We start from the raw sequence: 23,596 nt of genomic DNA on the forward strand, positions 1-23,596 counted from the left end.
GAAATTTTCTCGGCGATCATCATGGGGGATTTGCTATGCCTTTTGCGATCGTCCCGGTGATTGGAGAATAGAATTCGGAAAAAATAAGACAAAAGCCCGCTCCGGCGGGCTTTTTTCATTGCGCTTACCACGAAATTTCAAAAGAATCGTGATAAAAAACGATACCTGTTGGCGGATGAATCATGTATATTGATAATACGAAAAACTGAATAGGGGGAAGTTATGGATTACGGAGTTTTGATATCGATAGGTATTTACATGGCTGGAATGCTGTTCATCGGATATTTTGCCTATCGGAGAACAGCAAATTTGAATGATTATATGCTCGGGGGGAGAAATCTCGGCCCCGCCGTCACCGCTTTAAGCGCAGGAGCGTCGGATATGAGCGGCTGGCTTTTGATGGGGCTTCCGGGAGCGATGTTTGTCAACGGGCTCAGCAGCGGCTGGATTGTCGTCGGCCTGGCGATCGGAGCCTATTTGAATTGGCTGTATGTAGCCCCGAGGCTGAGAACATATACGGAAGTGGCCGGCAACAGCATCACGATACCCGATTATTTTGAAAATCGTTTTAAAGATCGCTCAAGGATTTTAAGGGTGACCTCAGCTTTTGTGATTCTTATCTTTTTTACGTTTTATACATCTTCAGGAATGGTCGCGGGAGGAGAACTGTTTAAAACCGCCTTCCATCTCGATTACCGGATCGGCATCTGGCTGACGGCCGGCGTGGTTATCCTCTATACGCTTTTCGGCGGTTTTTTGGCGGTCAGTTGGACGGATTTTGTCCAAGGAACCATTATGTTTATCGCGCTCATCTTAATGCCGATTGTCGTTTTTGTTCAATTGGGCGGAGTCGCACCCGCGTTTTCGGAAGTTCGTTCTGTGGACCCCGGCCTGCTGCAGCCGTTCAAGGGAACGACCGCGGTCGGGATCCTGTCGCTGTTGGCATGGGGGCTCGGTTATTTCGGACAGCCCCATATCATTGTCAGGTTCATGGCGATTTCAAGTGTGAAAGAGATGAAAAGAGCGCGGAGAATCGGGATGGGCTGGATGATATTTCCAATCTGCGGAGCGATGTTTACGGGACTCGTCGGCATCGCTTATTTCAGTGCGAACCATTTAACATTAAAGAATCCCGAAACGATCTTTATCGTACTTTCCGAGCTTTTGTTTCCTTCAATGATCACCGGGTTTTTGCTGGCATCGATTTTGGCGGCCGTCATGAGCACGATTTCATCACAGCTTCTTGTGACATCAAGCGCCCTGACAGAAGACTTCTATAAAGCATTTATCCGGAAAGGTGCATCTGATAAAGAACTCGTTCTTGTCGGAAGGCTGTCTGTTCTCGCGATTTCGCTGATCGCCCTCATTATGGCGCTCAACCCGAATGAAACGATACTGAACCTTGTCGGCTATGCATGGGCCGGCTTCGGCGCTGCATTCGGTCCGGTCGTCCTGTTGAGCCTGTATTGGAAGAGGATGACAAAATGGGGCGCGCTTCTAGGAATGCTCTCCGGCGCGCTGACCGTGATCGCCTGGGAACAAGTGGACGCTTTTGCCCCTGTCTATGAAATAATTCCAGGGTTCATTGTTTGTACGGCGGTCATTATTGCCGTCAGCCTGTTGACGAAAAAACCGGCGGCAGTGATTGAAGAAGAGTTTGATAGGGCAGTTAGAAAAGTTAAATAGTAATCAAAAAAGCCATTTCAAACAATAAAATGGCTTTTTACTAGTAAATTGGGAGAAAACTGAAATGATTTTCACCCAATTTACGATTTAACGATCTGGAAAAATATTTATGATATTTTGTCTTCGATAAACAATTCCCCTAAATTGATATATGACGGGTTCAAACTGTAATAAGCGAAATCAAAAACGGTGCCGCGCAAAGCGTAATGATCGCCGCCAAAATCATGGATACGCTGGAGATGGTTCCGGACACTGAACTCAGCTCAAACGCTTTTGACGTGCCGGCTCCGTGGGCGCTTGTTCCAAGGAGAACGCCTCTTGCGATTTCATTGTCGATCCGGAAATAGCGGATGACCATCGGTCCGATCACTGAGCCGAACAAAGCGGTCAAAATGACAAATACGGCGGTGACCGGAGGCATGCCGCCGATCATTTCCGACACGCTCATCGCGATCGGAGTCGTCACCGATCTTGGCACGAGGCTCTCGATCAGGTCTCCATTCAGCTTGAACAGCTTTGCGATGAAGGCTGTTGACAGGATCGCGATGCAGCAGCCGATGGTTACATTAATCATGATTTCAACAGCGTATTTTTTTAGGATCGGAAAGTATTTGTAGAGCGGAATCGCAAAAGCCACGGTAGCAGGCTGCAGCATATCGGTCAACAGCCGTCCGCCGGCGTTGTATGCTTCAAAAGGTACATTAATCAAAAGCAGAAGGCCGACCAAGATCAGCGGCGTGATCAATAAAGGTGAAGCATATACCTTTGGATGCCGGGTATATACCGCCTTCGCCCCCATATAAATCAAGACTGTAGCAATCAGGCTTATGCATCCGATGAGCATGTTTTTTTCCTTTCCTTTCTTTTAGCAATCATTTGGGTCAGCATTCCTGTCGATACCATGACGACAAAAGTGCTGAGAAGAACGACGAGCATAATGCTTGTTCCAAATTCCTTGAGAATATCTCCGTAATTTATGATCCCCACAGCGGAAGGGACAAAGAACAGAAGAAGCTCCGCAAGAAGCCACAATGCGCCGATTTCAATCCATTCGAGCTTAATAACCTTGAAATGGAGAAGCGCAAAGATCACGACGATACCAATTATACTTCCGGGTATTTTTATATGAAGAACCTCGACAATCAGATTCATCAAACGCGCAAATAAAAATAAAAGAGCGACCTGACCTAATCCTTTAATGAATGTTTTCATGTCATTATCCCCCTTTCTAAACAAGAGTGTACAGGAGAATGAGGTATAGGTAAAATACATATACAGAATAGTCATTATTCATTTTGTCTATATGAAAAAAGCAAAAACCAGGGCGAAAGAAACAGTTTATTTACTAAAATTAGAAAACGGCTGTCTGAATGGACCGGGATGATTTCTGTGACAATCAAACCTCTCAGTCCCCATGCCATTGGACTTGTCCCGACAAGCGGAGCCCTCTGATTGACTCAGGAAAGAACGGTCATAATCCATTGAATCCTCAAAAGGGTGGGCGAGATGCTGTGTACAAATCCCTAAAAACAGTATTTAAAGCCTATTCAACATCCATGCTTTTCGACTTAAACTATAAATATTGGAAATGTGCGCAAAGTCAAGTAAAAGATGTGAATCTATGTAAAAGATGGTTTAACAGCCCGAAAATCAATACTGCAATTTCAGAGGTGACAAACAATGGACTACTCAGGCACGCTGGAAAAAATACACGGTGTCCTCTCGCATAAAGCGGCCGAGCTGGAAGAACAAATTTCCCGGCTTAAGAAGGCAAAGCGGGAAGTTGAAAAGGAACAAAACCTCGGCATTGAAGAAATCAGACAGATTTTGCGTCCGAGCCTTGACAAATCGTGGACCGGAAGCCGGGCAGCCGATTTCGATGAAGCACGTCATGAAGCGCACACGGTGATGTACAGAATATTTAACGATGATTATGAACGGTATATTCATAAAATCGATTTAAAGATATTTGCTTTGGACGCTGAAAAAGGAGCGGTTGATGCCGCGAGCTGGTCGGCGGACCGGGCGGACTTTCTGCTTGAAAAGGGAGAGGAAGCCGTCGATGCGCTGCACAGTACAATCAATGGTTTAAAAGGGTGGTTGAAATGAGTAAGACAATTAAACTGAATCATGCAGCGGTCATGAAACAGCTGGATCAAGTGAAAAGCGCGCTTGACTCCCTTTCTCTAAAAGGCCCGTCAGCCGGGGATCTCGGCCAAAACAACCTTGACTTTACAAAAAAATGGCTTGAACGGGAAGGCACCATACACGACATGATCAAGCAATACAAAGAGGCTGTCGATAAAAATATTGAAGACACCCGCTCAAATGTGGATAGCTTGAAGGAACAAGATCAAGCGATTGCCAGAAAATAAGCGCTGCCGGTTTGCCGGCGGCGTTTTTTTATATGGCAGTGGCAAGGGGACGGGGGTGCAGAAAATATGAAATTTGGTTTAAAATATGAGATAAATGAAAAACAAGCATCGAAAAGCTCTGAAAGGATGTCAAACGAATGGACATACGCCACCTAACCTACTTTTTAGAGGTCGCCCGTCTGAAAAGCTTTACAAAAGCCGCTCAGTCCTTATACATCTCACAGCCGACGATTTCAAAAATGATCAAAAATCTTGAAGAAGAGCTCGGAATTGAGCTGTTTTACAGGCGCGGACGGCAGATCGAACTGACGGATGCCGGCCAAAGCATGTATGTGCAGGCCCAGGAGATCACCAAGTCGTTTCAAAATTTAACTTCAGAGCTGAATGATTTAATGGATGTCAAAAAAGGACATGTGCGAATCGGGTTGCCGCCGATGATCGGCTCCGGTTTTTTCCCGAAAGTCATCGGGGATTTCAGAGACAAATATCCGAATGTCACCTTTCAGCTTGTCGAGCACGGGTCTGTGAAAGTGCAGGAAGGTGTGGAAGATGGCTCGCTTGACATCGGCGTCGTTGTCCTGCCGGCAAAGGAAGAAATTTTTCATTCATTTACAATTGTAAAAGAAAACCTGATGCTGATCGTTCATCCTTCACACCGTTTTGCTGATGCAAAAGAAATCGAGCTTCAACAATTGAGCGAAGAACCGTTTATTTTTTTTCGGGAAGACTTTGTCCTTCATGAACGGATCATTACAGCATGTTTGAAAGCGGGCTTTCAGCCGAATGTGATTTATGAAACATCACAATGGGATTTTATCAGTGAAATGGTCTCGGCGAATCTTGGAATCGGGCTTCTGCCTGAAAGAATCTGCCGGGATCTTGATCCGGAAAGGGTGAAGATCATTCCCCTGATCAGGCCTTCCATTCCGTGGCACGTCGCTGTCATCTGGAGAAAGGACCGCTACCTTTCATTCGCGGCCAGGGCTTGGATTGACCATACAAAATCGTATATATGGAGTCATTCAGAAGCAGAAAGGGATGAAGCAAAATGAATCAACAAGATGCCGCAAAAGGAATAGAACGAGTCAGAAAACAAAAGCCGCTCGTTCACAACATGACCAACAATGTCGTCACAAACTTTACAGCAAACGGCCTGCTGTCTCTCGGCGCCTCACCGGTGATGGCTTATGCGAGGGAAGAGGCGGCGGACATGGCGAAGATCGCCGGCGCTCTTGTGCTGAATATCGGTACGCTCAGCCTGGAGTCTGTCGAATCGATGATCATTGCGGGCCAATCTGCAAATGAACATGGGGTTCCCGTCATTCTTGATCCTGTCGGAGCGGGGGCGACGCCGTTCCGAACGTCATCTGCTCAGCGGATCATGCGCAAGGTAAACGTTTCTCTCATCAGGGGCAACGCTGCGGAAATCGCCAATACACTTGGTGAAGACTGGGCGATAAAAGGAGTGGACGCCGGAGAAGATGGCGGCGACAGGATCGGCCTGGCAAAAAAGGCGGCTAAAGCCTGGAACACGGTCGTAGTGATTACCGGTGCGGAGGATGTCGTGACCGACGGGGCAAGGGTCTATACAGTGGGCAATGGCCATGAGCTTCTGACAAAGGTAACAGGAACAGGGTGTCTGTTCACCTCTGTCATTGGTGCCTTTTGCGCGGTTGAAAAGGATCATTGCAAGGCCGCTGTAGCAGCTGCCGCTTTCTATGGCCTGGCCGCGGAGTTGGCGGCGGAAAAAACCGCTCATCAAGGGCCGGGAAGCTTCCAGATTGAATTTTTAAACCAGCTTGCTGCTGTAGTCTCGAAAGACATCGAGCAGCGGGCGATCATCAGAGAGGTGAAATCGTGATGGCACAAGTGGCAAGGCAAACGATGAAAGATCTTCTTTCTGTCTATTTTATAATGGGCTCCAATAATACGGAGAAGGACCCTTTAACAGTGATCGAATCTGCTTTAAAAGGCGGGGCCACTCTTTTTCAATTTCGAGAAAAAGGAAAAGGAGCGCTGCAAGGCGAAGATCGAAAGGCTTTTGCCCGACAAGTCCAGGCGATTTGCCGCAAGGCCGGCGTCCCGTTTATCATCAACGATGATGTCGATCTCGCCCTTGAGCTTGGTGCCGATGGTGTGCACATCGGCCAGGATGACGAAAAGGCCGCCGACGTCCGCGCCCGCATCGGGGACAAAATTCTCGGCGTGTCCGCTCATACCATCGAAGAAGTCATCAAAGCCGAACAAGACGGCGCCGATTACATCGGTGCAGGGCCGGTTTATCAGACGGAAACGAAGCTTGACGCCAAAGCCGTTCAGGGCGTCAAGCTGATCAGCGAAATCCAGAGACAAGGCATTGAAATTCCTGTGGTCGCTATCGGCGGCATCACGATAGAAAACTGTGCACCAGTTATAGAAGCCGGCGCCGACGGCATCAGCATCATCAGCGCCATCAGCAAGGCCGCCGATCCAAAAGCGGCTGCCGAAGCGTTGCATGCAAAAGTGAAATCCGTCAAAAAAAGCGCAAATTCCTAGCCGGGGATTTGCGCTTTTTGCATGAAGCCGCCGTCAAAAGCTTTCATTCATAAACCGTTTCCAGAAAGCGTTCGATAACAATCGATGATACGCCCAGGGAGGAGGCGATGCGGCCGAGTGAGGAGATTTGTAAGCGATAGCCGGTCAGCGCCTCTTTTTTGCTTCGAGATGAAATGGTTTTCTTAATCGAGTCGACAATCTCCGGATGGGATTCAACAATCGTATTTCGCAAAATAATGGTGTCGGGATTCAGCGTTTTGATGATATTGAGCAGTCCCACACCGATATAGAACCCGAAGGTTTCGAACGTCTTCAGGATGTTCGGGTCCCGGCGCCCGGCGAGCTCTTTGACCGTTTGATAGAGCGGTGTCTCTCCATTTTTGAGGTAGGGTGAAAAAACGGCTTTTTCTGACGCGTATAACTCCCAGCAGCCTTTGTTTCCACATCGGCACGCCGGACCATTAAAGTCGATCGACATGTGCCCCGCTTCTCCGGAAAACCCTTCAACACCTCGAAAGAGCCTGCCGTTCATCAAAATCCCCAGCCCGATGCCGGCATTGATACTCACAAAAATCGCATGTTTCAAATCTCCTGCTTCACCATACTCTTTTTCACCAACGGCTCCCGCGTTTGCTTCATTTTCGATCAAAACAGGAACATCGAAATGTTCTTCCAGCAGCCTCTTCAATTCAATCAGATGTATCGGTTTATTTGGCGTGAACACCACACGCTCGTCATTGTCAACCAAGCCGGGAACACAGACGCCGATCCCCGTCAGGCCGTATGGGGAGGGCGGCATCTTGTCAATGGCCAAACCGATCAGTTCGATCAGCGCCTGTTCTGTCGCCGTTATGTCTTCTTCATCGAGAACCCGTTCATACTGTTCGATAATGTTACCTTCAAGGTCAGTTAATACGACGATGATGTAGTCCGTGCCGATATCGACGCCGACCGCAAACCCCGCTTTGCGGTTGAATTTCAGCATCACAGGCCGTCTGCCGCCGCTCGATTCTCCGCGGCCGGTTTCAAAAATGATGTCCTTTTGCAGCAGGGAAGATACCTGGGAGGAAACGGTTGCCTTATTTAACCCCGTTATTTCCGAAAGCTTTGCCCTTGAGATGGGGGCATTGGCGATGATCTGTTCAAGAATCAGCGCTTTATTCATTTTTTTGACAAGGGCTTGGTCCGCGGTATTCAATGACGATCACTCTCTTTTGCAATGGTATGTATCTTTTTTATTATAGTATAACAAATTTTAAAAACTCAATTTTTTCTAACATTACCAATTGAAAGCGTTTAATTTATCTTGTAAGATAAAAGTATAAAAGTTAGTTTAGTGGTTAAACAAACTTCCAGAGGAAAAATAAGGGGGAGATCGGACATGTTTTTTAAAGAGGTAGGCAAGGTCAAATATGAAGGCGCAGATTCGGAGCATCCATACGCGTATAAGTATTACAATCCTGAAGAACGTGTCGGCGGCAAAACGATGGAAGAACATCTCCGTTTTGCTGTTGCCTATTGGCATACGTTTGCTGCGGACGGGAAGGACCCTTTCGGCGATGCGACGATGAGCCGTTCGTGGAACCGGCTGACACATCCTTTAGATAAAGCAAAGGCCCGGGCTGAAGCGGCTTTTGAATTTTTTGAGAAGCTCGGCGTTCCCTATTTCTGTTTTCATGATGTGGATGTCGTTGATGAAGGCGATTCCTTGCGGGAAACGTTTATATACTTGGATAAAATGACTTCCTTTTTAAAAGAAATGATGGAGTCAACCGGTGTTAAATTGTTGTGGAATACAGCCAATATGTTTACACATCCAAGGTATGTCCATGGCGCGGCAACCTCCTGCAATGCGGATGTTTATGCACGCGCCGCGGCAATGGTGAAAAAAGGGCTGGAGATCGCCAAAGAGCTCGGCGCGGAAAATTATGTGTTCTGGGGCGGCAGGGAAGGCTATGAAACATTACTCAATACAGATATGAAGCGTGAGCTGGATCATTTGGCGCACTTTTACAGAATGGCGGTTGATTATGCTGAAGAAATCGGTTTTAACGGCCAATTTTTGATTGAGCCAAAGCCGAAAGAGCCGACAAAGCATCAATACGATTTTGACGCGGCAACATCGATTGCTTTTCTGGAAACGTATGATTTAAAAGACCATTTCAAATTGAATTTGGAAGCGAATCACGCCACATTGGCAGGACATACGTTTGAGCATGAGCTCAGAGTGGCTGCGCTTCACGACATGCTCGGCTCGATTGATGCGAATCAGGGGGATCTGCTTTTGGGCTGGGATACTGATGAATTCCCGACGGATTTGTACTCTGCTGTTTTGGCGATGTATGAAATACTGAAAGCGGGAGGCTTCAAAACAGGGGGCATCAATTTTGACGCCAAGGTAAGGCGGGCCTCATTTGCGGATGAAGATCTATTTCTCGGCCACATTGCCGGGATGGATACGTATGCGATCGGACTGAAAGTCGCTCACCGGCTTTTGGAGGACAAAGTTCTCGAACGGATGGTCGAAAAGCGCTACAACAGTTATACGGATGGCATCGGTCTGGACATTGCAGAAGGACGGGCCGATCTAAAAAAGCTTGCCGCATATGCGCTTGAGAATGATCGGATTGAAAACCTATCCGGCCGCCAGGAACATTTGAAAGCGACAGTTAACCGCTATTTATTAAACGTTTTGCGCGAAACGCCGGCAGGAAAGGAGAAACAGTAGTGGAATATGTCATCGGGGCCGATCTTGGCACAAGCGCGGTAAAAGTCATACTTGTCAATCAAATCGGAGAATTGTGTGGAGAGGCCTCAAGGCCGTTTTCAATCATACAGCCGCATTCAGGCTGCTCTGAACAGGACCCAAACGAATGGACGGAAAAAACGAAGGAAGCCATTAAGGAATTGGTCGAAAAGTCCAGCGTTGAAGCAGAGCAGATTAAAGGCATCAGCTTTTCCGGACAGATGCACGGTTTGGTCCTTTTAAACCGGGAAGGAAAAGTATTGCGAAACGCGATTTTATGGAATGACACCCGGACGACAGAGCAATGCCGGCAGATTGAAGATGTGATCGGAAAAGAGCGGCTGCTGAAGCTTGTCAAAAATCCGGCCCTTGAAGGATTCACCCTTCCGAAGCTCTTGTGGGTAAAGGAACACGAAAAGGAACTGTTTGAAAAGGCAGCCGTCTTTTTGTTGCCGAAGGATTATGTCAGATTCAGAATGACGGGCCGCATTCACAGCGAATATTCAGATGCTGCCGGGACGCTTCTGCTTGATGTAAAGCATAAAACATGGAGCAAAGAGATTTGCAGCGGGCTTGGAATACCCGAATCCATTTGTCCCGAGCTGGTGGAATCGGGCGCCTTCGTCGGCTGTCTCACTCCTGAATTTGCAGCGGAGACCGGGCTTTCAAGCCATACTAAAGTGTTCGCCGGCGGGGCGGACAATGCCTGCGGAGCCGTTGGCGCCGGAATTTTAAAGGAAGGTGATGCTTTGTGCAGCATCGGCACATCAGGGGTCGTCCTCACCTATGAAAGTGACCCGGTGCAAGAGTTTAACGGGAATATACACTTTTTTAATCACGCTGCTCCCAAGGCGTATTATTCAATGGGAGTGACGCTTTCAGCCGGTCAGAGCCTCAGCTGGTTCAAGGATGTATTCGCTGAACACCTGTCATTTGATTCCTTAATCAGCGAACTGGATGACTCACAACCGGGAGCAGGGGGACTATTGTTTACGCCATATCTTTCCGGAGAAAGAACTCCTCATGCAGACGCTGATATTCGCGCCAGCTTCATCGGGATGGACAGTTCTCATAAGAGGGCAGATTTTGTCAGGGCCGTCATTGAAGGGATTACATTTTCCCTCCATGAGAGCATTGAGCAATTTCGTGCAGGCGGTAAAGAAATCAGCCGCATCATTTCCATCGGCGGAGGCGCGAAAAGCGAAAAATGGCTGCAAATTCAAGCCGACATTTTTAATGCCGAGATCATCAGACTGACAAGCGAACAAGGACCGGCTTTTGGGGCGGCGATGCTCGCCTCGGTCGGGTGCGGCTGGTTTCCGACACTTGAATCATGCGCCGGACAATTTGTTCATGTCAAAGAGACGTTTACCCCCCGCAGAGCATTCAGCGGGCGGTATCAGGAGCTGTTTCAAATTTACCGGGATGTCTATCGAAAGACAAAATCATTGAATGAGCGGCTGGCGCGCTTTCGGATGTAGCCGAAAACCTGCGGCCGGGCCGCTCAAATGTTTACGACCGGTCCATATGGATACCAGTATGCGCTTTAACCTTGATCTCTTCAAATGCATCCTGATCAGAGGCTTTGGAAGATAAAACGGTTCCGAGATAAGCTCCTAAAAAGCCGAGCGGAATCGAGATAATTCCCGGATTTGAAATCGGGATCAGCGGGTCGCCGATAAAGATGGCATTTCCGGCCGGATCCCAAACACTCGGGCTGATGGAGACGAGAATCAGCGCGCTCAGAAGACCGGTCAAACTTCCAGTTAAAGCACCGGCCGTATTGAATCGCTTCCAGAAAACAGTGAAAACAATCAGCGGGAGGTTGGCGCTTGCCGCCACCGCGAACGCCAGTGATACAAGAAACGCGACATTCAGCGACTGAGCAAAGACAGCCAGCAGGATCGAAAGCACAGATACACCGATGGAGGCCCACCTTGCGGCGATCATTTGCTCTTTTTCCGTCGCTGCCCCTTTTCTAATAATCTGGCTGTAGATATCATGGGCAAAGGCGGACGCCGCCGAAAGCACCAATCCTGTGACAACCGCTAAAATCGTGGCGAAGGCGATCGCTGAGATAAAGGCGAACAAGAAATCTCCTCCAAGCGCCTGAGCCAAGAGCGGCGCAGCCATATTCCCCGCTTTATCCGCAGCTAAAATGTTTTCAAAACCGACAAATGCGGCAGCACCAAAACCGAGAAACACCGTCATAATATAAAATATACCGATAATCCATGTAGCGGAAATAACCGATTTTCTTGCCGTTTTGGCATCTTTCACCGTATAAAACCGGATGAGGATGTGGGGAAGCCCCGCCGTGCCGAGAACGAGCGCCAAGTTGAGAGAAAGCGTTTCAAGAGGAACCTTGTATTTATTCCCCGGATTTAAGAAATCCGCACCGAGCGGCGTGGCCGTTTTCATGTGCTCAAACATGTTTGTGAGGCTGAATCCGAATTTTGAGAAAACGAGTATCGATATGATGAGTGTTCCGGCCATTAAAAGGACCGCTTTAATGATCTGCACCCAGCTTGTCGCGATCATTCCTCCGAATACAACGTATATCGTCATTAAAACGCCGACAATGCAGACGGCCAGCGTATAGTCGATGCCAAGCAGAAGCTTGATGAGTGCTCCGGCGCCGACAAGCTGTGCGATCATATAGAATGTTGAGATGGCAATCGTGTTCAATGCTGCGACACCCCGGATTTTCTTTTGCTTGAACCGGGAGGCGATCATATCAGCCATCGTAAATTTCCCGAGGTTTCTAAGCGGCTCGGCCACGATATAAAGAACAACTAGATAAGCGACAAGAAATCCGATGCTGTAAAAAAATCCGTCAAAGCCGTTCAGCGCAATCATTCCCGCGATTCCAAGAAAAGAAGCCGCCGACATATAATCTCCAGCAATGGCCAGTCCGTTTTGAAGACCGGTCAGTCCCCCTCCTGCTGTATAAAACTCATTTGCCGTTTTGGTCCGCTTCGCCGCAAAATATGTGATGACAAGGGTGAGGCCTACAATCGCAAGAAACAAAATAAAGGCCGTGCTGCTCATGATTCAACTCCTCCAAATTCCTTTTTAAAGTCTTCAGCCATCTTGTCAAACCGATCGGCTTTTTTCATGTAGAGAGTACAGAGCGTCCAGGTCATGGCAAACTGGGCAATCGCAAACACCCACGCCCAGGTAATGGCACCCACCGCAGGACGATTCAAAAATGTAAAATAGGATGTCATGATCGGCAGAAGAAAATAAAAGAGCAGAAAGAAAATCGTCATCGGCACGATAAAAGCCCGCTTTTGCTTTAACAGCTGCTGGAACGCGGGAGAAGCCGCAGCTCTGCTGTAATCTATTTCGGCTTTTTTCATTGTTGCATCCTCCTTCATAATTGTCTGAAAAGATACAACAAAGGTATGTAACAAGCTCTGGTTTTATTCTTCGAATTTCACATGCCCCTTATTTATATAAGATGAAAGACCTGACGATTTCCATGAAATATTTCCTCCATAAAGCGCGGCGGCTCTTCGGTTGTTCTCTTTTCATTCCATCTCCCTCTTTGTTGTTTCCATCAGCTTTTGCCGAAGCTCGTTTGCGGAAAAAAGTGCGGCAGAATCGTTCAAAACGGAGCCGGGGCGATTTCCTTTGCCGATGATATAACCGCCAAATGCCATGCCCACAAAATCAAAGATATATTGAAATTGCTGAATGAGAGGAAGCACTTTGATGTGAGGCTCATCATCACCGACAGCAATGACATATGCCGTTTTCGCCGACATTTGCTGTTTGAACTGATCTCTTCCCATTTCAATTAATGTTTGTGACCAGCGGTCAATGAAATATTTCATCCGCCCTGACATGCCGAACCAGTAGATTGGAGTGGCGAAAACGACGATGTCATTTTCCAAAACTTTGTTGATCAGCTCTCTGTAGTCGTCGTCAGGATAAAACGGCCGCGCTTCAACATGCCTGTAATCCTGTACACTCTCGATATGGTAGTCGTGCAAACAGATCTTGTCGGCATCAAGGCCATCTATTAACAGATCAACAAGCGCTTCGGTATTTCCGCCTTTACGCGAACTTCCGCAGATGACTGCAATCCCCATATAAACTTACCTCCTGTTGTGAATTCTATTTCAGTTTATAATGAGGACTTACAATCAGTAAAATTGATATTTTAGATTTTTATCATCGAAAAATCCGATTTTAATGTGTGATTAAGGATTTCTCCAAAACTCTGGGTCCGGTTTAGGGAGATTGCTTTTTCGGCAATGTGGAGAATACAATCGGTGAGGTGCAGCAAGAGCGGGCATGCCGCATGTTACAGAGGGCAGTAAGAGCTGCGGCCTCCCGGCATCCCTTTAGAATGTAGAGGGCCAGCATTGACAGTGAGTGCCCTTTGAGGCGTACTATCAATGCTTTAATGAAGTGCAGCTGAAAAAGCCAGCTGTTCTTTTTTATATCAAATACAAACTGATGCACATGCATCAGTTGTGCTTGTAAACATACGTCGTTATCAAATTTTTAAACACTCTTTGAAAACAGCCGGCTGGATCATCTCGAAAATTTCAAGATTCTACAGAACCGCCTGTTTTGTGGATTGGTAAAGCCCTACTGTCTCAGCTTTCTGTCAGCTTCTCCTTGTTTGCGCTGAGCGCGAAGAAAATCTTTAACATCTTCGACATGCAGCCCCAGTTTTTTCGCCTCCTTCATCAAAATCACCCAATCTTTGTCCAGCTTGTGTTTCGTTTGAGTATTCATAGATTCCTCCAATATGATAAGACGTTGTTCATCCCAAGGAAAACCTTATTTTTGCCTTGAGATGTATCAAAGTTATAAAACAACACCCATGTGAAAACAATGACAAATTTCATAAAAAGTTCACAAAGGCAGATCGATTCAACCTACCTATTCCCTAAATAACTGACTAAAAAAACCAAAAAATCTTAGATTCTTACTTATAATAATAAACAATCAATTACTGACTGGATAGTATTCAAATAAAAATGATTACTTTTCCCTATTAAGAATTTCTCAATTGCAGCCGAGTATCCTTTGAATATTCAAAAAATAATAGTGAAAAAAGAGCTGAAAAAGATCAATTTAATAGAGGTAAATCCACAAGCAGCAAGGGATTAAGAGATTCAGGCAGCGATTTGGCGAAAGGGTTCTTTTTGCTTATATGAGAAGTGGGATCAAAAGAGGGTAATCCGATCATACTACTTTAAATGATCATTAAGTGGAAAAAAAGAACTTTGTTTTCAAAACGAGAGAGAAAAGTATAGAATTTGGACAAAAACAAGCTTCTTTTCCAAGGGTGTTACTCGATTTTGGAGGAAAATCCGAACTATTCTAACAGAGTAATAAATTGGAACACGCGAAGACGGGTGTTGTTTTTGTGAAAATATTTTGACAACAAAGGCTGGAAAAGCTGGAAAATGGTAAAATGAAGTCGCCTGGTTTTTAACGATATGTATATGTTTGCTTGGAAATCGAATTCTCTGAAAATGAAGTGTTTGATCTATTGCGGGGAGAATCATAGGCATGCCATATTTAAGACAAAGTTTGAACTGAAAAGGAGAGAGAGAAGTTGGCAATTTTAGTATGCGGAGGTGCGGGCTACATCGGCAGTCATGCTGTGGCAGAGCTGTTGGAGCGCGGTGAGGAAGTCGTCATTATCGATAATCTGCAAACAGGGCATGAGGAGGCGGCGCTTTCCGGAGCCGCTTTTTATAAAGGAGATTTGCGTGATAAAGCGTTTCTGAAAAACGTGTTTCAGGAAAACGAGATCGAAGCGGTCATGCATTTTGCCGCCGACTCATTGGTTGGGGAAAGCGTGACAGAACCGCTCAAATATTACGATAACAATGTTTACGGAGCTGTCTGCCTGCTTGAGGTGATGAGGGCGTTTGATGTGAAGAAAATCGTCTTTTCATCAACTGCCGCTACATACGGGGAGCCTGACCGGGTTCCCATTATGGAGACGGACGTGACAGATCCGACAAATCCGTATGGAGAAACAAAGCTCGCCATTGAAAAAATGCTCAAGTGGTCGGAAAAAGCGTACGGCATCCGTCATGTTGTACTGCGCTATTTCAACGTAGCCGGGGCCCATCTCAAGGGGCTGATTGGAGAAGACCATCAGCCTGAAACACACCTCATCCCGATCATTCTTCAGGTTGCACTGGGCAAACGGGACAAAATCATGATCTTCGGGGACGACTATCCGACGCCGGACGGGACGTGTATCAGGGATTATATCCATGTGATGGATCTGGTCGATGCGCATATCCTTGCGGTGGAAAGGCTCCGTGACGGCGGCGAAAGCGCTGTTTACAACCTGGGAAACGGCACGGGCTTTTCGGTCAAAGAAGTCGTCGAGACGGCCCGCAAAGTAACAGGCTGCCGGATTCCGGCCGAGATTGCCGAACGGCGCGCTGGCGATCCGGCACAGCTTATCGCCTCTTCAGAGAAAGCGATGGACGAACTTGAATGGAAGCCGAAGTACGCCGATTTGGAAACGATTATTGAAAGCGCGTGGAATTGGTTTAAAGAACACCCCGACGGCTACCGGTCCAAAAAAGAAGCGGTGTCGGACGGCAAGTAAGCGGTTTTTAAATCTAGGGCAAAAAGTGCTCTGCAATTCTTGCATTTGTTGAAGAGTCAATCAGTTTTAAGAGCTTTCAAACTTGAAAGCTCTTTTTTGTTTGTGGAAATGAACATGCGGGAATGTGAAAGAAGGATGGTCATGAATCCAGAAATGGTTTAACATGATTAAATCAATGATAAACCAAACTTTTTTATTTTGATAAACCTAAATTTGACAGATCGCCCCCGTTGGAAACCAATTACCAATGCTTGCTTTCTATGTAAAAAGAACTAAAAAATTACCAACAAATTTCCTCCGTTATTCATATTATTATGGACAAAATTTGACGATTTTATGACATTTGGGTGAAAAAAAGGTGAACTTTCGAAAAAAATAAGGCTAATTGGTGAAGATTTTGATAGCATAGCAAGGTAGAAGAAAAAGTTTCAGAATCCTTTTATTTAGATATTCTGACCAAATTTTATGCATCATTAAGGAAGGATGGTGATCCTCTTGTTCAGAGCATTCAAGCCACTGATTCTGCTTGCACTGCTTTCATCTGTATTTTTATTGGGTGGCTGCAGTCAAATTGCGGTATTAGATCCTAAGGGGCCGGTTGCTTCACAGCAAAGAGATCTTATTTTATTATCGATTGGATTTATGCTGTTTATCGTAGCGGTCGTTTTTGTCCTTTTTACGGTCATGATCGTCAAATACCGTGAACGCAAAGACCGAAAGTCACCATACAGTCCGGAAGTGGAAGGCAATACGTTTTTAGAAATTGTCTGGACAGTGGTTCCGATTTTAATTGTCATTGCGCTGTCTGTGCCGACAGTTCAAACAATTTATTCTCTAGAAGAGGCTCCAAAAGCATCAAAGGATAAAGAACCTTTGGTTGTTTATGCTACATCTGTCGATTGGAAATGGGTATTCAGCTATCCTGAACAGGATATTGAAACGGTCAACTACTTGAATATCCCGACAGACCGACCGATTTTGTTTAAAATTTCATCTGCCGATTCTATGGCATCACTATGGATTCCGCAGCTTGGCGGACAGAAATATGCGATGTCCGGAATGGAAATGGAGCAATACCTGCAGGCAGATCATGAAGGAACATATAAAGGCCGCAACGCAAACTTCACAGGCGAAGGGTTTGCGGAACAGACATTTGACGTCAAAGCGGTATCTCAAAGCGACTTCAATGAGTGGGTGCAGAAAACGCAAAAAGAAGCTCCAAAGCTGACGAAGAGCAAGTATGATGAACTGATGCTTCCTCAGAATGTGGATGAGATGACGTTTTCATCTACGCATCTGAAATACGTCAATCATGGAAATGATGCGGAATACGCCGTAAAAGCACGCGAAAGATTAGGCTGGGAGCCGAAATCTCCGCACTCCAAATCAGATCCGTTTGAAAATGTGAAGACAGAAGACAATCAAAAACAATCTGAGCACTCTAATGATTCTCACTAGGAAAGGAGGAAGCTTGCATGCATTTGAAATGGGACGAATTCATAATTACAGGTGACCCATTAATTCTCGGCGCGCAGATTTCCATTTTGCTAACATCTCTTGCAATCGTATTTGTGCTGACATATTTTAAAAAGTGGAAATGGCTTTGGAGAGAATGGATTACCACCGTCGACCATAAACGACTAGGGATTATGTACATTCTTGCCGCAGTGATTATGTTTTTCCGCGGCGGTGTCGATGGATTAATGATGCGTGCCCAGCTCACGCTTCCTAATAACAGCTTTTTAGATTCAAATCACTACAATGAAGTATTTACGACTCACGGTACGATCATGATCATCTTCATGGCGATGCCGTTTCTTATTGGATTAATGAACGTTGTCGTACCTCTTCAAATCGGTGCACGCGATGTTGCATTTCCGTATTTGAACAACTTAAGCTTCTGGACCTTCATGGTCGGAGCGATGCTGTTTAATATTTCGTTCGTGATCGGCGGATCACCGAATGCAGGATGGACCGCATACATGCCTCTTGCAGGCAATGAGCTGAGTCCTGGACCTGGGCAGAACTATTACTTGCTCGGTCTTCAGATCGCCGGTATCGGTACGCTGCTCACCGGGATCAACTTTATGGTCACCATCCTGAAAATGCGCACAAAAGGCATGACCCTCTGGCGGATGCCGATGTTCACTTGGACAACGCTGATCACTTGTGTAATTATCATTTTCGCCTTCCCTGTCTTGACAGTGGCTTTGGCGCTGATGACATTTGACCGCTTGTTCGGAACAGCCTTTTTCACGTTGGCAAACGGCGGTATGCCGATGCTTTGGGCGAACCTTTTCTGGATTTGGGGACACCCTGAGGTTTATATCGTTATTTTGCCCGCTTTCGGTATTTTTTCAGAAATTATTGCGACATTTGCAAGAAAGCAGCTGTTCGGCTATAAAGCAATGGTTTATTCGATTGTTGCCATTTCGGTTCTCAGCTTCGTCGTTTGGCTGCACCACTTTTTCACAATGGGCAACAGCGCGGCGGTCAACTCGTTCTTCTCGATTACGACGATGGCGATATCCGTACCGACCGGTGTTAAAATCTTTAACTGGCTGTTGACGCTGCATCGAGGCAGAATCAAAATCACAACTCCGATGCTGTGGTCGCTCGCATTTATTCCTAACTTCGTCATCGGCGGGGTTACGGGCGTTATGCTGGCGATGGCTGCTGCGGATTATCAATATCACAACACATACTTCCTCGTATCGCACTTTCACTATGTGCTGATTGCGGGTACTGTGTTTGCTTGTTTTGCCGGATTTATCTTCTGGTATCCGAAAATGTTCGGCCACAAACTGAACGAACGCATCGGAAAATGGTTCTTCTGGCTGTTTATGACCGGCTTTAACATCTGTTTCTTCCCGATGTATTTCCTGGGATTGCAGGGAATGCCGCGCCGTATTTACACATACGGAGCAGAAGACGGCTGGACTGCATTGAACATGATTGCGACATTTGGCGCATTGCTGATGGCCGCAGGGTTCATCGTTCTCTGCTACAACATTTTCTACAGCTTCCGTCATGCAAAACGCGAGGAATCAGGAGATGCTTGGGGAATGGGTCGTACGCTTGAATGGGCTACGTCATCTGCGATCCCGCCGCACTACAACTTTGCGGTTCTGCCTGAAGTTACATCACCTGATGCTTTTGCGCAAATGAAGGAAGACAAAGTCGATATTCATCCTGAAAGCAAGTTTAAAAAGATTCATATGCCGAGCAATTCAGGACGTCCGTTTATCATGTCGCTATGCTTCGGTTTTGCAGGATTCGGACTTGTCTTTGAATGGTATTGGATGGGAATCGTCGGTCTGATCGGTGTATTCCTCTGTATGATTCTTCGTTCATTTGAATATGACGACGGCTACTATGTAAGTGTTGAGGAAATAAAAGAGACTGAACGAAAGAATGCCAAGTAAAGGAGGCGTGACTGATGGAACATGCAGAACATAGCAATTCAAACGCTCCTATGGAATATCGGTCTGAGATAGGAAGATTGAACATCCTTGGCTTTTGGATCTTTCTTGGAGCGGAAATTGCGTTATTCTCTACGCTGTTTTCGACCTATGCTGTTCTTCATAACCGGACAGCAGGAGGCGTATTGCCGGCAGAGCTGTTTGACGCCAAGCTTGTCTTAATCATGACGTTCCTGCTGTTAACGAGCAGTTTTACATGCGGTATTGCCGTTCATGAAATGAGACGCGGAAGCTTAAAAGGTGTGATGATTTGGATGATCATTACACTCCTGCTTGGTGCAGGCTTTGTATTCTATGAGATTACGGAGTTCACACATTATGTGCATGAAGGTGCCACTTTATCAACAAGTGCTTTCTGGTCGGCGTTCTTCGTCCTGCTTGGAACGCACGGACTGCACGTGTCGATCGGTATCTTCTGGATCATCGGTATTTTACTGCAGACGAAAAAGCGCGGTCTGACGCCGCAAACTTCTGCTAAATTGTTTATTTCAAGCTTATATTGGCACTTTTTAGACGTGGTATGGATCTTCATCTTTACCGGAGTCTATTTGATAGGGTTGGTGAATGTATAATGGCGGCAAAACAATCGGCTGAACACAGCCACTTTCCTTGGAAGCATATTGTCGGGTTCGTAATGTCCATTGTGCTCACCTTATTGGCCCTATGGGTGATCTATACCGATTTAAGCATGACTGCAAAGCTGTGGATTATTTTTGGCTTTGCTATCATCCAGGCTGCACTTCAGCTCTTGATGTTTATGCATATGACTGAAAGTGACAGCGGAAATATCCAAGTCGGAAACACGCTCTTTGCTGCATTTATTGCAATTGCGATTGTAGCCGGTTCTATTTGGATCTTCGCGGCTCATACTCATCACGGAGACAATCCTGAAGGCGGATCTCCGGGTGAACATCATTCTGAGCATAGCGGACATTAATCAAATCAAGCAAAACCCTCTTGGAAACAAGAGGGTTTTTTCGTATTATCGGCTCATGTGTTTTCGAATCAATGGAAGTCCGTAAATCAAGAAGGCGGCGACATGGGCAATGATGACGTTGAGAATGAAGAGTGCGATCATGAGAGAGTGTCCTGTAGGAGAAAGACTGCTTGTCATGTAGAAAAAGAAGAATACCCACATTAAAATGATTGGCGGTATAGACGAAAGTGCGACCTTTTTGTTATCCAGCCATAAAAACAGTGGAGTGGCGCTTGCGATCAGCAAGTAAGCGAAAAACATATCCATACGTTTTCAGCCCCTTTCAATAATGATAACGCTGTCAAAACAAGCGGGTTAAATATGAATTTGTGTCTAACTGAAGAATATTTTGTGAACATTCTGTTACATTTATTATACCACGTTATTCGAAAAATGATACATAATGGAAAACATTTTCCGCTCCAACTAACGGCTCAATTTTTGCGTCAGCTCAGTAGGAAATAAAGGGCAGAAAAGAGAATATATTGTGGAATAAATATACCTTAGGAGGCTGATGATGCGAAGGTTGGCCGAATTGACGTCAGAGGCGGATATTCTGGAAGCGATCAGCCTTTCAGAATATGCTTTTCAGAGAAAGCTTTCCGAAAAAGAACTGGCAAAAGCAAAACAACTTTATCAAAAGCATGAAGTGATTGGCATCAAAGAGGGCGGAAAACTTCTTTCAAAGCTGAATATCATTCCGTTTAAAGCTCAAATCGAGCATCTCGATATGGATATGGGAGGGATTGCAGGTGTCGCGGCTTGGCCTGAGGAACGCCGAAAGGGAACGGTCAGACAGCTATTGGTGGAGTCTTTGAAAAGAATGAGGGAGAATCAGCAGACCATCAGCTTTTTACACCCTTTTAAAATCGCTTTTTACCGCAAGTTTGGCTGGGAATTGGCGTTTTATCAAAAGGTTTATCGGCTGAAGCGTGAACATCTCACACCTTTTGAACAAACGGACGGCTTTGTCAGAAGGCTGGAAAAAGCCGAAGGACAGGCTGCAGCGGGACTGCTATATGATCAGTTCCGAAGCCGCCATAATGGTTTGTTAAGGCGGGAGGCAGACTATTGGATGACAGATATTTTGGAAGATTCCGTGGTAACTGCTGTATATTATTCAAAGGAAGGCGTCCCGCTCGGCTATATGCTCTACACAATCGAAAATCGCAAAATGACGATTGATGAGCTGATTTGCATTCGGCATGAAGCGCGGATGGGACTATGGAATTTCATTTGCCAGCATGACTCGATGATCGAAGAGCTTGAAATGACAGTCCAGCCTGAAGATGGTCTCGATTATCACCTTGATGAGCCAAAAATCAAGCAGGAAATTCAGCCCTACGCGATGGCGAGAATCACCGATATCGGTTCTTTTCTGGAGCAATACCCGCTCAGACGGCGAATTGAAGAGCCGTTCATTTTTCAGGTCAAGGACAACGCGGCTCCATGGAATAACCGAACATTCAAGGTTGATAAACAGGGTGTTGAAGCCGCAGATGAAAAAAGAGATGCGGGTTGTCTCACCGGCGATATCGCGGCTCTCACGGCGTTTTTCCTTGGTGCGCGAAGCGCCCGGTTTTTATATGAGTCCGGCAGACTGACGGGAAGCGAAAAGGAAGTGATGCGGCTGGATGACACGATCAGGCCGCGGAGTCCTTGGATCAATGACTTTTTCTGAATGAAAAAGCCCTTGGAATGGAAACCAAGGGCCGTTTACTTTAAAAAATAAAGTGGGCGCACAAGACAATGATAGGCAGTGTAATCAGCGTTCGAACGATAAAAATCAAGACCAGGTCGATAAATGTCACCGGGATTTTCGAACCGAGCAGAAGGCCGCCGACTTCAGACATATAGATTAATTGAGTGACGGATACACAGGCGATGATGAAACGCGTCATATCGCTCTCAATGCCGCTTCCAAGCACAGACGGAAGGAACATGTCGGCAAAGCCGACGACAAGCGTCTGTGAGGCTTCTGCGGCTTCAGGGACCTGCAGCAGCTGAAGCAGCGGGATAAACGGCAGACCAAGCCACTTGAATACAGGCGTGTACTCGGCGACAATCAGTGCAGCCGTGCCGAGCGCCATGACGACGGGAGCCACGCCCATCCACATATCGAGTACATTTTTGGTCCCATCCTGCAAAAATTCTTTGACGCTTGAATTCTGCTTCGCCTTGGCGACAGCCTGGGTGAGACCCCATTTGAACGGTGTGAACCCTTCCGGAATCTGCTCATGGTCCTGATCTTTCTGATCTGTAATATACGTATCAGCCTTTCTTGATAAAGGCGGAATACGAGGACTGACCACGGCCGCAACGGCTCCGGCCAGCAGTATGGTCAAATAAAATGGAACAAACATATGGCCCAAGCCCACCTGCGAAATAATCACGAGGCAGAATGTGATGGAGACGACGGAGAAAGTCGTGCCGATGATGGCGGCCTCACGCTTTGTATAAAATCCGTCTTCGTATTGTTTGCTTGTGAGGAGAACGCCGATCGTTCCGTCTCCAAGCCATGAGGCCATACAATCAATGGAAGACCGCCCGGGCAGCCTGAAGACAGGCCTCATCAGTTTTTTCATCAGCGCCCCGCACAATTCCAACAGACCGAAATTCAGCAGAAAAGGCAGGAAAAGACCTGCGAAAAAAAAGACGGAAAAGAGAACCGGAAGCAGATCAAACAATAATGTTCCACCCGTGCTGTCGGCATACACGGCTTCAGGTCCAAACTTAAAATATGTCATCACTGCGAAAATCATCCCGAACAAACGGACGATGTACCAGAATAAAGATACATTCAGCAGCTTATAGAAAAATTCGCTTTTCTTGATGAAAGACGGATGGAAGGTTTTCGTGATAAAGGTTAAGATAAATGTTACGGTGACGATCAATATCATAATGAACGGCAGCTGCCGGTGAAGCAGTTCCTGCAGTGCATTAGAAAAAATCGCAATTGGAATCGTTAAATCTCCTGCAATCTGAACGGGAATCATAAATAAAATAATTCCGATAAGCGAAGGGATCAAAAACTTTATCAGATCAAGCCGTTTACGCTTTTGAAGTGCTTTATCCAAATTAAAAACTCCTTATGGTTATGCTTTCGTCAGCCCATGAATATTTGCCGACAAAAATTTAATTTTATGCAACATTACTCATTTTAATACAAATCAATCAAAAATCAATGACTTTATCAAA

General features: G+C 46.2%; 23 protein-coding genes. 14 read left to right on the plus strand and 9 right to left on the minus strand.

The features are described 5' to 3' along the window. The first annotated feature begins 222 nt into the window (after positions 1-222). Positions 223-1,686, plus strand: coding sequence for a sodium/proline symporter PutP (gene putP / locus M654_RS02145; RefSeq protein WP_026589194.1), 1,464 nt, complete (start codon positions 223-225; stop codon positions 1,684-1,686). 160 nt (positions 1,687-1,846) lie between these two features. Here putP and M654_RS02150 read toward each other — a convergent pair whose 3' ends face one another. Further along, positions 1,847-2,530 (minus strand): CidB/LrgB family autolysis modulator, encoded by a 684-nt coding sequence (locus M654_RS02150; protein ID WP_026589193.1) that lies wholly within the window; start codon positions 2,528-2,530, stop codon positions 1,847-1,849. Continuing rightward, the gene (locus M654_RS02155; RefSeq protein ID WP_026589192.1) at positions 2,512-2,898 is read right to left on the minus strand and encodes a CidA/LrgA family holin-like protein; all 387 of its coding nucleotides are present in this window, start codon (positions 2,896-2,898) and stop codon (positions 2,512-2,514) included. The genes M654_RS02150 and M654_RS02155 overlap by 19 nt, the downstream gene beginning before the upstream one ends. Before the next feature lie 468 nt (positions 2,899-3,366). Between M654_RS02155 and M654_RS02160 the strand changes: the two genes are divergently transcribed. From M654_RS02160 to thiE, 5 genes are all read left to right on the plus strand, one after another. Beyond that, entirely contained in the window at positions 3,367-3,795 is a 429-nt protein-coding gene (locus tag M654_RS02160) for a YwqH-like family protein (protein ID WP_026589191.1), read from the plus strand. After that, on the plus strand, positions 3,792-4,061 hold the full coding sequence (locus M654_RS02165; protein ID WP_026589190.1) for a YwqI/YxiC family protein: 270 nt from the start codon (positions 3,792-3,794) through the stop codon (positions 4,059-4,061). Before M654_RS02160 ends, M654_RS02165 begins: the two co-directional genes overlap by 4 nt. A 137-nt stretch (positions 4,062-4,198) precedes the next feature. After that, the gene (gene cidR / locus M654_RS02170; protein WP_026589189.1) at positions 4,199-5,113 is read left to right on the plus strand and encodes a cidABC operon transcriptional activator CidR; all 915 of its coding nucleotides are present in this window, start codon (positions 4,199-4,201) and stop codon (positions 5,111-5,113) included. Beyond that, entirely contained in the window at positions 5,110-5,922 is an 813-nt protein-coding gene (gene thiM / locus M654_RS02175) for a hydroxyethylthiazole kinase (protein WP_026589188.1), read from the plus strand. The genes cidR and thiM overlap by 4 nt, the downstream gene beginning before the upstream one ends. Further along, positions 5,922-6,596, plus strand: coding sequence for a thiamine phosphate synthase (gene thiE / locus M654_RS02180; protein WP_026589187.1), 675 nt, complete (start codon positions 5,922-5,924; stop codon positions 6,594-6,596). The genes thiM and thiE overlap by 1 nt, the downstream gene beginning before the upstream one ends. A gap of 43 nt (positions 6,597-6,639) precedes the next feature. On the opposite strand, the gene M654_RS02185 is transcribed toward thiE, so the two are convergent. After that, complete coding sequence (locus tag M654_RS02185; protein ID WP_026589186.1) at positions 6,640-7,794, minus strand: ROK family transcriptional regulator; 1,155 nt, start codon at positions 7,792-7,794, stop codon at positions 6,640-6,642. Between the two features lie 183 nt (positions 7,795-7,977). Here M654_RS02185 and xylA point away from each other — a divergent pair, with 183 nt between their 5' ends. Both xylA and xylB read left to right on the plus strand, forming a co-directional pair. After that, positions 7,978-9,324, plus strand: a complete 1,347-nt coding sequence (xylA, locus tag M654_RS02190) for a xylose isomerase (RefSeq protein WP_026589185.1) — start codon at positions 7,978-7,980, stop codon at positions 9,322-9,324. After that, on the plus strand, positions 9,324-10,823 hold the full coding sequence (gene xylB, locus M654_RS02195) for a xylulokinase (RefSeq protein WP_026589184.1): 1,500 nt from the start codon (positions 9,324-9,326) through the stop codon (positions 10,821-10,823). The genes xylA and xylB overlap by 1 nt, the downstream gene beginning before the upstream one ends. A gap of 31 nt (positions 10,824-10,854) precedes the next feature. Here the strand turns inward: xylB and M654_RS02200 are convergent, their stop codons facing one another. The 4 genes from M654_RS02200 to M654_RS02215 all read right to left on the minus strand — a co-directional run bounded on the left by M654_RS02200 (position 10,855) and on the right by M654_RS02215 (position 14,094). Continuing rightward, complete coding sequence (locus M654_RS02200; RefSeq protein WP_026589183.1) at positions 10,855-12,393, minus strand: solute symporter family protein; 1,539 nt, start codon at positions 12,391-12,393, stop codon at positions 10,855-10,857. Then, on the minus strand, positions 12,390-12,704 hold the full coding sequence (locus M654_RS02205; protein WP_026589182.1) for a DUF485 domain-containing protein: 315 nt from the start codon (positions 12,702-12,704) through the stop codon (positions 12,390-12,392). Before M654_RS02205 ends, M654_RS02200 begins: the two co-directional genes overlap by 4 nt. Positions 12,705-12,875: 171 nt before the next feature. Further along, on the minus strand, positions 12,876-13,439 hold the full coding sequence (locus M654_RS02210) for a flavodoxin family protein (RefSeq protein ID WP_026589181.1): 564 nt from the start codon (positions 13,437-13,439) through the stop codon (positions 12,876-12,878). Positions 13,440-13,944: 505 nt separating this feature from the next. Then, a complete protein-coding gene (locus tag M654_RS02215) occupies positions 13,945-14,094 on the minus strand; it encodes an anti-repressor SinI family protein (RefSeq protein WP_035428549.1) in 150 nt (49 codons plus the stop codon). An 829-nt stretch (positions 14,095-14,923) separates the two neighbouring features. Between M654_RS02215 and galE the strand changes: the two genes are divergently transcribed. From galE to qoxD, 5 genes are all read left to right on the plus strand, one after another. Beyond that, positions 14,924-15,940 (plus strand): UDP-glucose 4-epimerase GalE, encoded by a 1,017-nt coding sequence (gene galE, locus M654_RS02220; protein WP_026589180.1) that lies wholly within the window; start codon positions 14,924-14,926, stop codon positions 15,938-15,940. 486 nt (positions 15,941-16,426) lie between these two features. Beyond that, positions 16,427-17,398 (plus strand): cytochrome aa3 quinol oxidase subunit II, encoded by a 972-nt coding sequence (qoxA, locus tag M654_RS02225; RefSeq protein ID WP_142246070.1) that lies wholly within the window; start codon positions 16,427-16,429, stop codon positions 17,396-17,398. 17 nt (positions 17,399-17,415) lie between these two features. Next, the gene (gene qoxB, locus M654_RS02230; RefSeq protein WP_026589178.1) at positions 17,416-19,365 is read left to right on the plus strand and encodes a cytochrome aa3 quinol oxidase subunit I; all 1,950 of its coding nucleotides are present in this window, start codon (positions 17,416-17,418) and stop codon (positions 19,363-19,365) included. Between the two features lie 14 nt (positions 19,366-19,379). Beyond that, a complete protein-coding gene (gene qoxC, locus M654_RS02235) occupies positions 19,380-19,994 on the plus strand; it encodes a cytochrome aa3 quinol oxidase subunit III (RefSeq protein WP_026589177.1) in 615 nt (204 codons plus the stop codon). After that, positions 19,994-20,359 carry a cytochrome aa3 quinol oxidase subunit IV gene (gene qoxD, locus M654_RS02240; RefSeq protein WP_026589176.1) on the plus strand — a complete coding sequence of 122 codons (366 nt, stop codon included), beginning with the start codon at positions 19,994-19,996 and terminating at the stop codon, positions 20,357-20,359. The genes qoxC and qoxD overlap by 1 nt, the downstream gene beginning before the upstream one ends. A gap of 45 nt (positions 20,360-20,404) precedes the next feature. On the opposite strand, the gene ywcE is transcribed toward qoxD, so the two are convergent. Then, positions 20,405-20,665, minus strand: coding sequence for a spore morphogenesis/germination protein YwcE (gene ywcE / locus M654_RS02245; protein WP_026589175.1), 261 nt, complete (start codon positions 20,663-20,665; stop codon positions 20,405-20,407). Positions 20,666-20,915: 250 nt separating this feature from the next. Between ywcE and M654_RS02250 the strand changes: the two genes are divergently transcribed. Further along, positions 20,916-22,079: a GNAT family N-acetyltransferase gene (locus tag M654_RS02250; RefSeq protein ID WP_051290441.1), complete on the plus strand. Its 1,164-nt coding sequence runs from the start codon at positions 20,916-20,918 to the stop codon at positions 22,077-22,079. 40 nt (positions 22,080-22,119) lie between these two features. On the opposite strand, the gene M654_RS02255 is transcribed toward M654_RS02250, so the two are convergent. Then, complete coding sequence (locus tag M654_RS02255) at positions 22,120-23,475, minus strand: YjiH family protein (protein WP_026589173.1); 1,356 nt, start codon at positions 23,473-23,475, stop codon at positions 22,120-22,122. Positions 23,476-23,596: the final 121 nt, after the last annotated feature.

This window comes from Bacillus sp. NSP9.1 (assembly GCF_000465465.2).
In the GTDB taxonomy this organism is placed as follows: Bacteria; Bacillota; Bacilli; order Bacillales; family Bacillaceae; genus Bacillus; species Bacillus sonorensis_A.